General features: G+C 72.2%; 12 protein-coding genes. 8 read left to right on the forward strand and 4 right to left on the reverse strand.

The features are described 5' to 3' along the window. The first annotated feature begins 50 nt into the window (after positions 1 to 50). The 7 genes from HNR67_RS32425 to HNR67_RS32455 are packed head-to-tail and all read left to right on the forward strand — an operon-like array spanning position 51 to position 7,081. Positions 51 to 1,448 (forward strand): flavoprotein, encoded by a 1,398-nt coding sequence (locus HNR67_RS32425; protein WP_185006031.1) that lies wholly within the window; start codon positions 51 to 53, stop codon positions 1,446 to 1,448. Beyond that, the gene (gene lxmK, locus HNR67_RS32430) at positions 1,435 to 2,505 is read left to right on the forward strand and encodes a class V lanthionine synthetase subunit LxmK (RefSeq protein ID WP_185006034.1); all 1,071 of its coding nucleotides are present in this window, start codon (positions 1,435 to 1,437) and stop codon (positions 2,503 to 2,505) included. Before HNR67_RS32425 ends, lxmK begins: the two co-directional genes overlap by 14 nt. Then, positions 2,502 to 3,437: a T3SS effector HopA1 family protein gene (locus HNR67_RS32435; RefSeq protein WP_185006036.1), complete on the forward strand. Its 936-nt coding sequence runs from the start codon at positions 2,502 to 2,504 to the stop codon at positions 3,435 to 3,437. The genes lxmK and HNR67_RS32435 overlap by 4 nt, the downstream gene beginning before the upstream one ends. Continuing rightward, positions 3,434 to 4,219 carry a class I SAM-dependent methyltransferase gene (locus tag HNR67_RS32440; RefSeq protein WP_185006038.1) on the forward strand — a complete coding sequence of 262 codons (786 nt, stop codon included), beginning with the start codon at positions 3,434 to 3,436 and terminating at the stop codon, positions 4,217 to 4,219. The genes HNR67_RS32435 and HNR67_RS32440 overlap by 4 nt, the downstream gene beginning before the upstream one ends. Further along, positions 4,216 to 5,391 carry a M16 family metallopeptidase gene (locus tag HNR67_RS32445; RefSeq protein ID WP_185006040.1) on the forward strand — a complete coding sequence of 392 codons (1,176 nt, stop codon included), beginning with the start codon at positions 4,216 to 4,218 and terminating at the stop codon, positions 5,389 to 5,391. Before HNR67_RS32440 ends, HNR67_RS32445 begins: the two co-directional genes overlap by 4 nt. After that, positions 5,388 to 6,572, forward strand: coding sequence for a M16 family metallopeptidase (locus HNR67_RS32450; protein ID WP_185006042.1), 1,185 nt, complete (start codon positions 5,388 to 5,390; stop codon positions 6,570 to 6,572). The genes HNR67_RS32445 and HNR67_RS32450 overlap by 4 nt, the downstream gene beginning before the upstream one ends. Before the next feature lie 29 nt (positions 6,573 to 6,601). Next, positions 6,602 to 7,081 (forward strand): SRPBCC family protein, encoded by a 480-nt coding sequence (locus HNR67_RS32455; RefSeq protein WP_185006044.1) that lies wholly within the window; start codon positions 6,602 to 6,604, stop codon positions 7,079 to 7,081. A 21-nt stretch (positions 7,082 to 7,102) separates the two neighbouring features. Here HNR67_RS32455 and HNR67_RS32460 read toward each other — a convergent pair whose 3' ends face one another. Further along, on the reverse strand, positions 7,103 to 7,906 hold the full coding sequence (locus tag HNR67_RS32460; protein WP_185006046.1) for an alpha/beta fold hydrolase: 804 nt from the start codon (positions 7,904 to 7,906) through the stop codon (positions 7,103 to 7,105). 118 nt (positions 7,907 to 8,024) lie between these two features. On the opposite strand from HNR67_RS32460, the gene HNR67_RS32465 reads away from it, so the two are divergent. Then, positions 8,025 to 9,272: an MFS transporter gene (locus tag HNR67_RS32465; RefSeq protein ID WP_312988505.1), complete on the forward strand. Its 1,248-nt coding sequence runs from the start codon at positions 8,025 to 8,027 to the stop codon at positions 9,270 to 9,272. Between the two features lie 91 nt (positions 9,273 to 9,363). Here the strand turns inward: HNR67_RS32465 and paaN are convergent, their stop codons facing one another. The 3 genes from paaN to HNR67_RS32480 are packed head-to-tail and all read right to left on the reverse strand — an operon-like array spanning position 9,364 to position 13,369. Next, a complete protein-coding gene (paaN, locus tag HNR67_RS32470; protein ID WP_185006049.1) occupies positions 9,364 to 11,037 on the reverse strand; it encodes a phenylacetic acid degradation protein PaaN in 1,674 nt (557 codons plus the stop codon). Positions 11,038 to 11,084: 47 nt separating this feature from the next. Further along, positions 11,085 to 12,362 carry a dihydrolipoamide acetyltransferase family protein gene (locus tag HNR67_RS32475; RefSeq protein WP_185006051.1) on the reverse strand — a complete coding sequence of 426 codons (1,278 nt, stop codon included), beginning with the start codon at positions 12,360 to 12,362 and terminating at the stop codon, positions 11,085 to 11,087. Then, complete coding sequence (locus HNR67_RS32480) at positions 12,359 to 13,369, reverse strand: alpha-ketoacid dehydrogenase subunit beta (protein ID WP_185006053.1); 1,011 nt, start codon at positions 13,367 to 13,369, stop codon at positions 12,359 to 12,361. Before HNR67_RS32480 ends, HNR67_RS32475 begins: the two co-directional genes overlap by 4 nt.

A 13,369-nucleotide genomic window follows, 5' to 3' on the forward strand; every position in this document is an offset into this window, starting at 1 on the left:
TCCCGAGTGTGCTTTCACCACCCGAACTACCCGTGCGCAACCTGCTCGTCGTGGGCACCGGTGCGCTCGGCGTGAGCATGCTGCCGTTCTGGCTGAACTGGTTGCGGCACAACTATCCAGACGTCACCGTGCGGGTCGCGCTGACCCGCGGCGCGACCAGGCTGGTGTCACCGCAGGCGGTCGCCGCGATGACCAGGACCCCGGTGTTCTTCGACGAGTGGACCGAGGAGCCAGCGCCGGTCGCCCCGCACGTGGAGCTGGCCGAGTGGGCCGATGCCATCGTGGTGCAGGCGGCCACCGTGCACTTCCTGTCCAGGCTGGCCCTTGGCCTCACCGACACCCCGCTGCTGCTCGCGTTGCAGCTCACCGCCGCCCCGGTGGGCATCGCGCCCTCGCTGCCGCCCGGCGCCGAGCGCAGCCCAACCATCGCCACCCATCTGTCCACATTGGACGCGGATCCGCGGTTCGAGCTGGCCCGGCCGACCGCCGCGCACAGTGCGGCCACCGGCGGTCCGGACGGCGAGACCGCCGACCTGCCCACCGTGTTGTCCCTGCTCTCCACCCGTCTGGGCGTGGCCCCGCAGGCCGAACTGGACTTCGGCACCGGCTTCCAGCGCACCAGGGTCCACCCCGACGGCGACTCGGCCTTCCGCTGGCTGCGCACCGCGGGCCCGCAACGCCCGGAACCACTCACCCCGGTGCCCGCGCAGGTCGCCGCCCTGCTGCCCACCGACACCCCGGCCGAGTTCGCCACTCCCGAGTTCATCCACAGTGGACACTCCTATCGCGCGTCGGGGCGGTCCTCGGCCGCGGACTGGCTCTTCCGCGAGCATCCCAACGTCCCGGCGCTGATCGGCTCCGCGCTGCACGCCGTCGGCCGCTCACTGCGGGTGCTGCACGACTCCCCCGGTGCGGTCTCGGCCACCGCACCCGGCCCGGCCCGGCTGCTGCGCTGGCTGGACGGCGACAGCGAACTGCGCACGCGGGCCGCGGCGGTCTGGGGCACGCAGCGGCTGGACACCGTGCGGTACTGGTGCAGCTGGGCCGCGCGACCGGGCACGCTGATCCACGGCGGGGTCTCGCTCGCCTCGATCGTGCCGCCACTGACCGCGGGCCGGGTCGGCCTGTTCAGCGGCCCGGAGCTGGCCACCGGACCGGCCGAGCTGGACCTGGGCTGGCTGCTCGGCGAGCTGCTGGAACTGCGGGAACAGGAGCGGCTGGGCGTGCTCGCCGGGGTGCCGCACGACTGCCGGCGGCTGGCCGAGGCCTTCCTGCGGGGCTACGGCCCGGACTTCGACGCCGCCGCCACCTGCCGGGCCGCGGTGCTGCGCTTCCTGACCCACCTGCACGACCACGCCGTCTACGTCGGCGTCAACGACCAGCTGCCGCGCTACCTGACGCTGGCCGCGGACCTGATCGACGAGGAGGGCAAGCGTGCGCTCGGCTGAGACCACCCGGCACCGGTTCAACCCGACCGCCCCCGCCACCGCGGTCAACACCCTGCTCACCCGCCTGGGCCTGGGGGCACTGCCCGCCGACGGGCTGACCTCCTACGGCGGCCGCAACACCAACTGGGCAGGCACCACCGGCACCGGCGAGGCGGTGTTCGTCAAGCACTTCACCGATCCGGCCGCACTGCGGCGTGCGGTGGCCTTCGAGGAACTCTCCGCAGGCCGGATCCCCGCGCCACGCTGCCTCGGCTGGTCCGAAGTGGACGGTCTCCAGGTCTTCGAACTGCTCACCGGGTCCCGCTCCGGCGCGGAACTGGTGCAGGACGGGCTGTTCGACGAGCACCTGTCCGCACGGGCCGGATCGCTGCTGGCGCAGGTGCACAGCCTGGACGGGCCGGAGCTGGAGGCCACTCCCCCGCAGCTGCCCTCGCTGGAACTGCTGGCCGCGCTGCCGCTGGCGGTGCTGGGCGAGCTGAGCATGGCGCAGTTGCAGGCATGGGCGCTGATGCAGGAGGACGCGGCGTTCCTGGCCGCGGTGCACCGGTTGCGTGCCCTGGAGGCGGCCGCGCCGCGGGTCCCCGCGCACACCGACCTGCGGCTGGACCAGTTCGTGCTGGCCGGGGACGAGTTGCGGTTGCTGGACTGGGAGGAGTTCCGGCTGGCCGATGCCGCCCGCGATGTCGGCGCGTTCCTCGGCGAGTGGCTGTTCCAGGCCACCTTCAAGATCATGGACAGCGAGGCGCCCGAACTGCGGCACGAGGACATCGTGCAGCGCGGGGTCACCGCCTTCCGCGGCTACCGCGGCCGCCTGGAGGCGTTCTGGCGGGCCTATCTGGACCGGCGCGGCGCGGTGGACCCCGGATTCACCGAGCGGGCAGCGGGTTTCGCGGGCTGGCAACTGTTCGAGCGGCTGCTCAGCATCGGCCGGGAACGCTCGGTGCTCAGCCCGATCGCCCGCGCCGCCGCCGGCGTCGGCCGCACCGTGCTGCTGCACCCGCGTGCGACCACCGGCCTACTTGGACTGTCCACTTCGGACACCGAGGTGACGACATGAGCCTGCCCGGCTACCTGGACCGGATCTCGGTGGACCTGGCCGATCTCTCCGCCGAGGTCTGCGGTCTGACGGTGCGCGGCCGGACCGTGCGCGAGCTGCGCGCGAAGCTGGCCGCCGCGCTGTACAACGAGATCCACACCGGCCAGACCACCTTGTCCAGCACCGAAACCCTGCCCGATCGCAGTCTGCGCGATCACGACTTCGAGCACGCGCTGGCCGGGGTGGTGCCGCACGACACCGCGCCGGTGCCCGCCGAGGTGCTGCGGGTGACCCCGGCCGGGGACGTGGTGGTGCGACTGCTCGGCGTGCGCGCCGGGGTGCCTGCCGAATCGGTGCCCGGCGGGGTGGAGCTGAACCCCGGGGACTGGATCGAGTTGGACATGCCGTCCCGGCGGCCCGCGGTCTCCGCCGGGTTCTTCCTGGTCGAGGGCTCACGCGGCGGGTTCGGCAGCGCGGCCGGGTTGCGCCGGATGTTCTTCCACGTCACCGAACCCGACGCCGCACCAGGTCTGTGGGGCGTGGTGCTCAAGGCCCTGGAGGCCCGCGGACTGCGGTACCGCGCCAAGGCGCTGTCGGTGCGCGCGGCCTACCCGCGCCGGGACGCCGTCGTGGTCTACCTGCCCGGCGCGGAACCCCTGGTGGAACAGGAGATCGCCGCCGAACTGGACGGCTCACCCGGCCTGGGCGCCAGCACCTCCGGCTTCGCCGAACGCCTCGCCCCCGGCATCGCGCGGGCCTGGGAACCGGCCGACCCGCGGCCGGAGTACGCCTCGATGAGCTTCGGCCAGCACCGCAGCGCCGCACTGGCCGAGGCCCTACTCGGGCACGCCCGCACCCCGGAGACACCACTGGACCTGTTGCTGCGGAACAGTTTCCGCGCCGCGCGGATCAACCCGGCCGATCCGGCCCGCAACCTGGAGGAGACAGCATGACCCAGACCAGCGAGGCGGCCTTCGCCTCGATCGACCAGCTCGCCTACGCCGGGATGTACGGCGACCAGACCGCGCCGGTCTACGACCTGATGTACCCCTCCGGCCCCAACGACGAGGAGTGCGCGGACTTCGTGGCCGGTCTGCTGCCCGCCGGGGCCTCGGTGCTGGAACTGGGCGTGGGCACCGGACGGCTGGCGGTTCCGCTGGTGGACAAGGGTTTCCGCGTGCACGGCGTGGACGCCTCCCAGGGCATGCTGGCCAAGCTGGCCGAACGCGATCCGGAAGGCCGGGTCGGCGTCACGCACGCCACCTTCACCGACTACCGGCTCGACGAGCGCTTCGACCTGGTGCTGGGCTCCTTCAACGCACTGTGCCTGCTGCAAAGTTCGGACGACCAGGTCGCCGCACTGCGCAACGCCCGCGCGCACCTGGCCCCCGGCGGCCGGGTGGTGCTGGAGACCTTCGAACCGGCGAAGTTCCACTCCCAGCAGCAGACCGAGATGAACACCTACCCGCTGGGTCCGAACTCGGTGGTCATCGAGTCGATGAAGACCGTGCGCGCCCTGCAGCTGATCTTCCTGACCACCTCGATCTTCGACGAGAGCAGCAAGCCCGAGGTCGCGGTGACCTTCCTGCGCTACATCTGGCCGGGGGAGCTGGACCAGATGGCCGCGCGGGCCGGACTGCGCCTGGTGGAGCGGTTCGCGGGCTGGAAGCGTCAGGCCGTCGACGACGGCGCCGCGGTGTACGTCTCGGTGTTCGAGGCGGACGACCAGGCGTGACCCGGTTGCCCAACGGTCTGACCGTGCTGCTGGACCCGGCCGCCCGGCCGGGTCTGACCGCGGTCGCGCTCACCGTCGCCGCGGGCTCCGGCGCCGACCCACCCGGTCGCCACGGTCTCGCGCACGTGGTGGAACACCTGATGTTCCAACGGGAATCGGCCTTCGCCGACCGGGTGGAAGGCTGGGGCGGATCCAGCAACGCCACCACCCACCGCGACCTCACCCTGTTCCACACCGTGCTGCCCGACGAGGCCCTGCCCGGCCTGCTCGCCCTGGAGGCCAGGCGACTGCGCGAACTCGGCACCGACGGCCTGGCAGCCGAGTTGCCGGTGGTGGTCGAGGAGATCCGCGGGATCCTGGCCCGCACCCGGGGCGGCTTCCCGTGGCGACCGCTGTCCAGGGCACTGCTGTCCCGGCCCGATTGGCTTGACCCGTATGGCGAACCGGCCGAGGTGGCCGAGGTGACGGCCGCCGACTGCCAGGCGTTCATCACCACCCACTACCGGCCGGAAAACCTCACGCTGACCATCTCGGGCAGCTTCGACGCCGACCGGATCCTGGCCCTGATCGAGGCGGAGTTCGCCGACCTGCCCACCCGAAGTCCCGCCACACCAACAACTTTCGCCGCCGAGCCGACTCCGGCCGCCATCCCGCTCGCCCCGGACCAGCTCGCGATCGGCTACGTCCTGCCCGCCGATCCCGCCGAGTACCTCGCGACCGTGCTGCTGGCCGCCATCCTCACCGGCAGCCGGATCCCCGCCCTGGTCCGCTCCGGCGGCCCGGTGCTGGCCGCCACCTTCGAAACCGGCTACCAGGGCCGTTTCCTGGAACACCATGCCCCGGATCTGGCCGCCGGCCGGATCCGCCGCCGCCCCGGCGCGACCGCCGCCGAGGCCGTGGCCGCCCTGGAGGCCGAGGTGCACCGGATCGCGGTGTCCGGCCCCGAGGCCGCCGAGTACCACCGCGCGGTCAACCGGCTCCTGCTGAACCACCACCAGGAGCAGGACCACGTGCTCAGCCGGGTGCGGCACCTGGCCCGGCGTCAGGTGCTGGGCACCGCGCCGCTGCCGGGATCACTGGCCGGTCTGAGCCCCGACGCTGTCCGTGCGGCCGCCGCCGCACTGGGCGGCCACGGCCGGACAGTGCTGTCCGGCGAGGAAGGACCGTCGTGAGTGGACTGTCCACATCGGAGGAGATCCGGCTACCCAATGGGTTGCGACTGCTCACCATCCCGGAGCGGCGCATCCCGGTGGCCGAGGTCCGCCTGGTCATCCCGTTCGCCAGGGTCGGTCCGGAGGCGGCCTCCCTTGACCTGCTGGCCGCCTGCCTGCTCACCGGCGCCCGCGACCGGGACCGGAACGCCTTCGCCGAGGCCGTGGCCGACTGCGGTGGCCGCCTGGACGTGCTGGTCGGCCCGGAGGAGCTGACCCTGTCCGGCAGCGTGCTGTGCACCGGCCTGCCCCAGCTGCTGCGGCTGCTGCACGAGGTCCTGGTCGCCCCCTGCTACACCGCGGCCGAACTGAACCACGCCTGGGCCAGGGCCGCGAACACCGTGCCCGGCCCACGCACCCAGGCCCAGCGCGCCCTGCTGTCCCAACGCTTCCTGAACCACCCCCTGGCCACCGACCCGGCCAACGCCCGGCCACCCGCGACCACACCCGAGGACCTGCGCCGGGTGCACCAGGCCGTGCTCACCCCACAGGAGGCCGTGCTGGTGCTGGCCGGATCGGTCGGTCCCGCCGAGATCGCCCTGGCCACCGAACTCTTCGGCTGCTGGCAGGGCCCGCCCACCCGGTATTCGGTGCCGCCACTGCGTTACCGCGAGTCCACCGAGATCACCGGCGAGGCCGGGACCGGCCTGATCCTGCTGGCCGCCCCCGCCGTCGACTCCACCGATCCGCGCTGTGCCGCACTGGACGTGGCCAACCAGGTCTTCGGCGGCCTCACCAGTTCCCGGCTGATGCGCAGGCTGCGCGCCGAACTCGGCCTGGTCTACTCGGCCACCTCGACCTTCCAGGTGAGCCGCGGCGGCAGCTGGCTGTTGCTGGACACCACCGGCGCCCCGGCCTCCGTGCCACGCATTGTCACCGAGATCCGGGCCCTGCTGACCGGTTTCACGCCAACGCCGGACGAGTTCGAGCAGGCCCGCCAGTACGCGATCGGGATGACCAGGCTCGGCGTGGCCAGCCTGGCCGACCTGGCCACCGCCGCGGCCGGGTACGCCGTCTACGGTCTGAGCACGCGCTGGCTGCTGACCTACCCGGACCAGTTGCACGCCCTGACCCTGGCCGAGGTGGCCGCGGCGGCCGAGGAATTCCTGCGCCCACACTGTTTCACCGGAGTCACCGCCTGATTGTCGGTGCCCTGGCTAGGGTGGGGATCGTGACCGAGGAAACGAAACAGGTGTCGGTATCGCGGCGGATCGCCGCCCCGGCGGCTGAGATCTTCCGCGTGCTGGCCGAACCACGGCGGCACGTGGAACTGGACGCCTCCCGCATGCTCCGCGAGGCCGTGTTCGAGGGGGCGATCTCCGATGTCGGCCAGGTCTTCACCATGAAGATGTACTACAAGCCCTTCGGCGACTACCAGATGGACAACCACGTGGTGGCCTTCGAGCCGGACCAGCGCATTGGCTGGCAGCCGGTCGCCGGTCACGGCCACCCGGAGCCGGGCAGCTCCTGGGGACAGCGGTGGATCTTCGAGCTGAGCCCCGACGGCCCGGATGCCACCGTGGTGACCCAGATCTTCGACCTCACCGACATGGCCGAGCAGCACCGCGCCTCGATCGGTCAGGGCGAGACCTGGCTGCCCGGCATGACCAAGACCCTGGAACGCCTCGACACCCTGTGCACCAGCGGCTGAACTCCTGACCGCCGCGGGTGCTCAGCCGGTGTGCGCCGCCACGGCGTCGATGATCCGCGGCCAGAGCACCCGCGGCCGGTCGTGCCCCATGTCCGGGATCAGCAGCAACTCCGCCCCCGGCACCAGTTCCGCAGTGCGCCGCCCGCCACTGGGGTCGATCAGCGTGTCGTCCAGGCCGTGGATCACCAGTGTCGGCACCTGGAGCTTGGCCAGGTCCGCCGCGCGGGAACCGCTGAGGATCATCGCGCCGAGCTGGCGGCCGACCCCGGCCGGGTAGTAGGCGCGGTCGTATGCCTCGGCCGCCTTCGCCCGCAACAGCGCGGCGTCGCCGTGCCGCCGGGAGGCCCACACCAGGTCCCGCTCGGCCGCGGCGATGTGCGCCTCGCGCTCGGCAGGCCGCGGGCTGAACAGCACCGCGCGGGCCTCGGGGGTGGGCTGGCCGTACTCCTTCTCCCCGGTCGAGGACATCATCGAGGTCAGCGTCAGCACCCGGTCCGGGCTGGTGATGGCCATGGTCTGGGCGATCATGCCGCCCATCGAGGCGCCGAAGACGTGCGCGCGGTCGATGCCGAGCGCGGTGAGTAGGCCCAGCCCGTCCGCGGCCATGTCGACCGGGTGGTCGTCGAACCTGGTGGACAGCCCGCAGTCGCGGTTGTCGTAGCGGATCACGTACCGGCCGCGCCCGGCCAGCTCCCGGCAGAAGTCCGCCTCCCAGGACAGCAGCTGCGCGCCGAAGCCCATCACCAGCAGGATCGGGGCGTCACCGGGGTCGCCGAAGGTCTCGTAGGCGATGGACACCCCCGGCGACACGTCAATGATCGACATGCCCGGAGCCTGCCGGCACCGGCGCGGCGGCGCATTCCGGTTTCCACAACCAGCCGTTGTGGATCTGGGCGTGTCGGTTGTTTGCGCCATCGGGCGGGCGCTGGCTTGGATCTCCCCCGTGCGGACATCACTGGGGCGGGAGTTCGGCTGGCTGTGGGCCTCCTTCGCGGTCAGCTCACTCGGCAGCCGCCTCGCCATCCAGGCCTTCCCACTGGTCGCCCTGCTGGTGCTGGACGCCGGGACGGCGCAGGTGTCCGTACTGGCCGCGGCGGGCCTGGCGGCCGGGGCGGTGCTGGGGATCCCGCTGGGACCGTGGGTGGAGTTCCGGCGTAAACGCTCGGTGCTGATCGGCGCGGACCTGCTCCGCTGCACGGCCCTGCTGAGCGTGCCCGCGGCCTATGCGCTGGGGTGGCTGGGTTTCACCCAACTGCTGGTGGTGTCGATGGTGACCGCGGTCGCCGACATCGCCGCCCGATCGGCCAGCGGCGCCTGGCTGAAACAACTGGTGCGCCGCGAGGACCTGGTGCACGCCACCGGCCGCCTGGAAGCCACCACCTGGACCACCACCACCCTGGGTCCGCCACTGGGTGGACTGGCCATCGCGGCGTTCGGCCCGATGGCCACCCTGGTCGCCGACGCGGTCAGCTACCTGCTGTCGGCGGCGGGCATCCGGGCCGCCGGTGGACGGGAGCGGCCACCGGAGCGCGCCGCCACCTCCCGGTCCGGGGAGTTGCTCGCCGGATGGCGGCACATCTGGCACCACCCCGGGCTGAAGTTGTTGCTGGGCAACACGATCCTGACCAACGGCCTGATCATGGCCACCGCCCCGCTGGCCCTGGTGCTCATGGTGCGGGAGCTGGGTTTCACCCTCTGGGAGTACGGCCTGGCCTTCGCCCTGCCCTGTCTGGGCGGCCTGCTCGGCGCGCGACTGGCACCCCGGCTGGTGACCCGGTTCGGCACGGCGCGGGTGCTGCGGGTGGCCGGGGTGGCCCGGGTCTGCTGGCCGGTCGGCCTGGTGCTGGTCGGACCGGGCCTGCCGGGCCTGCTGCTGGTGATCGCGGTCCAGTTCGGGCTGGTGACCTGCATGGGCGTGTTCAACCCGGTGTTCGCGGCCTACCGGCTCGCGGAGGTCCCGACCGATCGGTCGGCACGGGTGCTGGCGGCGTGGACGGTGAGCGGCAACCTGACGGTGGCGGGGCTGACCGCGTTGTGGGGGGTGCTGGCGGGGTTCACCGGGGCGCGGGTGGCGATCGGGATCGCGGGGGTGCTGATCCTGGCGACGCCACTGTTGTTGCCGCGGGCCGAACGTGTGACCGTCTGCTGCCGACCGCCCTCGGGGTCGTGTTCTTCACGTTCACCGCGCTGATGTGGGTCTCGGTGGCGGCGTTCTGGTCCCACCGCTCCTACCGAAGGTGAGCCCCCGCTGTGCCGGACGAACCGGCACAGCGGGAGATCGATCAGGCCGGAACGTGCCGGCGCGACTGCACGATGTGGAACCGCCCCGTGACATACGCCGGGTCGGTCAGCGCCGCCGTGGCCGCCGGGTTCGCCCCGGTGCCGTGGAAGTCGCTGAAGGCCGCGCTCTGGTTGACGAACACGCCGCCGGTCAGGTTCTCCGACAGGTGCACGCCCGCGGTCAGCGCCGCTTCCCTGGCCGCGTCGATCACGGCCGGGTCGGTGGAGTAGACCGAGGCGGTCAGCGCGCCCTTGGCCTGCACCGAGGTGCGGAAGATGTCCAGGGAGTGCTCGGTGGAGTCGGTGCTGATCACGAAGGAGATCGGGCCGAACCACTCGCGGGTGTAGGTTTCCTCGTCCTTGGCGTCCAGGCGCACCACCAGCGGGGTGCGGATGGTGGCGCCGGGGTGCTCCGGGTCCTCGACCGGGGTGGAGGCGTGCGCGACGGCGCCAACGGTCTCCGCGTCGGCCAGGCGCTGCTTGACGCCGTCGTTGACGATGGCGCCCAGGGTGCCGGCGGCGCGGGCCGGGTCGCCGAGCAGCTTGTCCAGGGCCTCGCCCAGGTCGGCGGCGAAGGCCTCCGGGGTGCGGTCACCGGCGTCGGTGCGCACGCCGCCCGCGGGCACCAGGATGTTCTGCGGGGTGGTGCACATCTGTCCACTGTAGAGGGACAGGGAGAAGGACAGGTTGCGCAGCAGGCCCTTGTAGTCGTCGGTGGAGTCGACCACGACGGTGTTCAGGCCGGCCTTCTCGGTGTAGACCACGGCCTGGCGGGCGTTGCTCTCCAGCCAGTCGCCGAACTCGGTGGAGCCGGTGAAGTCGACGATGCGGATGTCCGGGTGGGTGGCCAGGTCCGCCGCGATCGGCTTGCCGGGGGCCTCCACGGCCAGGGTCACCAGGTTGGCGTCGAAGCCCGCCTCGGTGAGCACCTCACGGGCGATGGAGACGGTCAGCGCCAGCGGCAGGATCGCGCCGGGGTGCGGCTTGACGATCACCGGGTTGCCGGTGACCAGGCTGGCGAACAGGCCGGGGTAGGTGTTCCAGGTCGGGAAGGTGTTGCAGGCGACCACGAGTGAGACGCCGCGCGGCACCGCGGTGAAGGTCTTGTCCATCACCAGCGGGTCGCCCTTGCGCTGCGGCTTGGCCCAGCGGGCGCTGCGCGGCTGGCGGGACTGCTCGGCGTAGGCGTAGGCGATCGCCTCCAGGCCGCGGTCCTGGGCGTGCGGGCCACCGGCCTGGAAGGCCATCACGAACGCCTGGCCGGTGGTGTGCTGCACGGCGTGCGCGAACTCGAAGCTGCGCGCGTTGATCCGGTGCAGCACCTCCAGCGCCACCCCGGCACGCACCGCGGGCCCGGCGTCCCGCCAGGCGATCATGCCAACCTTGGCCGCCGCGATCAGCTCGGCCGGTTCGCTGCGCGGGTAGCGGATGCCCAGTTCCAGCCCGAACGGCGAGACCTCGGTGCCCACGTGCTCGAGGATGCCCGGCTGGTCCAGGGGGTAGTCCTGGCCCAGCAACGCCTTGAACGCGGCCTCACCGGCGGGGGCCGCGTCCTCGCCGTAGACCGACTTGCTGGGGGTCTCGGGGAACGGCGACCAGTACTCGCGGGCGTCGATCGCGGTGACCGCGTGGTCGAGCTGCTCGGCGTGCTTGGCGTGGAAGTCCTGGGCGGACATGCCCTCTCCTCGGATCGCGGGCGAACGGGTGGTCAACAGCCGGATGATCACAGACGGGCCAACAGGCCGAGCGGTGACTCGACGGCGTCGGCGACGAAGCGGAGGAAACCACCGGCCACCCCACCGTCGCACACCCGGTGGTCGAAGGTGAAGGACAACTGGGTGATCTTTCGGACGGCCAGCTGGCCGTCCACCGCCCATGGCCGGTCGATGATGCGGCCGATGCCGAGCATGGCCGCCTCCGGGTGGTTGATGATCGGGGTGGAGCCGTCGACGCCGAACACCCCGTAGTTGTTGAGGGTGAAGGTGCCGCCGGTGAGATCGGCCGGTTCCAGGGTGCCGGTGCGGGCGCGTTCGGTGAGCGCGGCCATGGCGGCGGCGAGTTCGGCGGTGCTCAGCCGGTCGGCGTTGCGCACCACCGGGACGACCAGGCCGCGGTCGGTCTGGGCGGCGAAGCCGAGGTTGATGTGCGGCCAGCGCAGGATCTCCCTGGCCTGACCGTCCACAGAGGAATTCAGTTCCGGGTAACGCTTGAGTCCGGCAACGCAGATCCGGCCGAACAGGGCCAAAAGGCCGATCTTCTGCTCGGGGCAGGCCGCCTGCACCGCCTTCTTGGCCGCCAGCAACGCGGTGGCGTCGGCGTCCACCCAGGTGGTGGCGTCCGGGATCTCGGTGCGGCTGCGGCTGAGCTTGTCCGCGACCGCCCGGCGCAGCCCGCGCAGCGGGATCCGTTCCGGCCCACCGGCATCGGGCAGGGTGACCGCGGCGGGCGCGTTGCCGGCCGCGGCGATGGCGGCCTCGACGTCCTTGCGCAGCACGATCCCGGCCGGTCCGCTGGGGGTGATCGCGGAGAGGTCGATGTCGTGCTGCTTGGCCAGTCCGCGCACCAGCGGGTTGATCACCCGGGGGGCGAGCGCGGGTTCGGGCGCGGGCACGGCGGCGACCAGGGCGGGGGCGGGCTGACGGCGGCGGCGACGCCGGGATCCGTTGTCCTCCTTGGTGCCGTAGCCGATGAGCACGTTGCCGGAACCCTCAGGTTCCTTGGTTCCGGCGCGTTCCTCGGTGCGGTAGGTCTCGTGCGTGCCCTCGCCGGAGACGGTGATCAGCGGTTTGCCGACCTCCAGCACCGCACCGGCCTCGCCGTGCAGCGTCAACACGGTGCCCGCGAAGGGAATCGGCACCTCGACCGCGGCCTTGGCGGTCTCCACCTCGACCACGACCTGGTCCACGGTCACCGTGTCCCCCACGGCGACCCGCCAGCTCACCACCTCCGCCTCGGTCAGTCCCTCACCGAGGTCGGGCAGCCGGAACACCTGCTGGGTCACGCGACCACCTCGGCCACGTAGCGCAGGTCCGGCTTGTCGTCGCGCTGCAACCGGTCCAGGGTGTCCAGGATCCGGTCCACGCCGGGCAGGTGCGCGTGTTCCAGCATGGGCGGCGGGTAGGGGATGTCGAAGCCGCTGACCCGCAGCACGGGCGCGTGCAGGGAGTGGAAGCAGCGTTCCTGCACCCTGGCGGCGATCTCCGCGCCGACCCCGGCGAAGCCCTGGGCCTCCTGCACGACCACGCAGCGGCCGGTGCGGCGGACCGAGGCGGCCACCGTCTCGTCGTCGAAGGGCACGATGCTGCGCAGGTCCACGACCTCGACGTCCCAGCCCTCCTCCTTGGCCGCCTCGGCGGCCTGCAGCGCGACCGGGGTGGACGGGCCGTAGGCGATGAGCGTGACGTCCTTGCCGCGCCTGCGGATCGCGGCCCGGCCGAAGGGCTCGCCGCGGGTGAGTTCGACGTCGGCCTTGGCCCAGTAGAGCTTCTTGGGTTCCAGGAAGATCACCGGGTCGGGGTCGTCGATGGCCGCGCGCAGCAGCGAGTAGGCGTCCTCGACGGTGGCCGGGGTGACCACCTTGAGGCCGGGGGTGTGCGCGTAGTAGGCCTCGCTGGAGTCGCAGTGGTGTTCCACACCGCCGATGCCGCCGGCGTAGGGCACCCGGATGACCATCGGCAGCGAGAGCGCGCCGCGGGTGCGGTTGCGCAGTTTGGCCACGTGCGAGGCGATCTGCTCGAAGGCGGGGTAGGCGAAGGCGTCGAACTGCATCTCCACCACGGGTTTCATCCCGCCCATGGCCATGCCCACGGCCAGTCCGACGATCCCGGCCTCGGCCAGGGGGGTGTCGAAGCAGCGGTCCTCGCCGAGGTCGCGGGTGATGCCGTCGGTGATCCGGAAGACGCCGCCGAGCGCGCCGACGTCCTCCCCGAAGACCACCACTCGCTCATCTTCTTTGATGGCGTCCCGTAACGCGTGGTTCAGCGCCTGGGCCATGGACAGGTTCGGCAT

Origin of the sequence: Crossiella cryophila (genome assembly GCF_014204915.1) — a bacterium.
Lineage (GTDB): Bacteria > Actinomycetota > Actinomycetes > Mycobacteriales > Pseudonocardiaceae > Crossiella > Crossiella cryophila.

Bases quoted from the DNA above. Each gene is read 5' to 3' on its own strand.
- HNR67_RS32435 (WP_185006036.1), top strand. From the start codon at position 2,502: ATGAGCCTGCCCGGCTACCTGGACCGGATCTCGGTGGACCTGGCCGAT.
- HNR67_RS32440 (WP_185006038.1), top strand. From the start codon at position 3,434: ATGACCCAGACCAGCGAGGCGGCCTTCGCCTCGATCGACCAGCTCGCC.
- HNR67_RS32460 (WP_185006046.1), bottom strand. From the start codon at position 7,906: ATGTCGATCATTGACGTGTCGCCGGGGGTGTCCATCGCCTACGAGACC.
- paaN (WP_185006049.1), bottom strand. From the start codon at position 11,037: ATGTCCGCCCAGGACTTCCACGCCAAGCACGCCGAGCAGCTCGACCAC.
- HNR67_RS32480 (WP_185006053.1), bottom strand. From the start codon at position 13,369: ATGCCGAACCTGTCCATGGCCCAGGCGCTGAACCACGCGTTACGGGAC.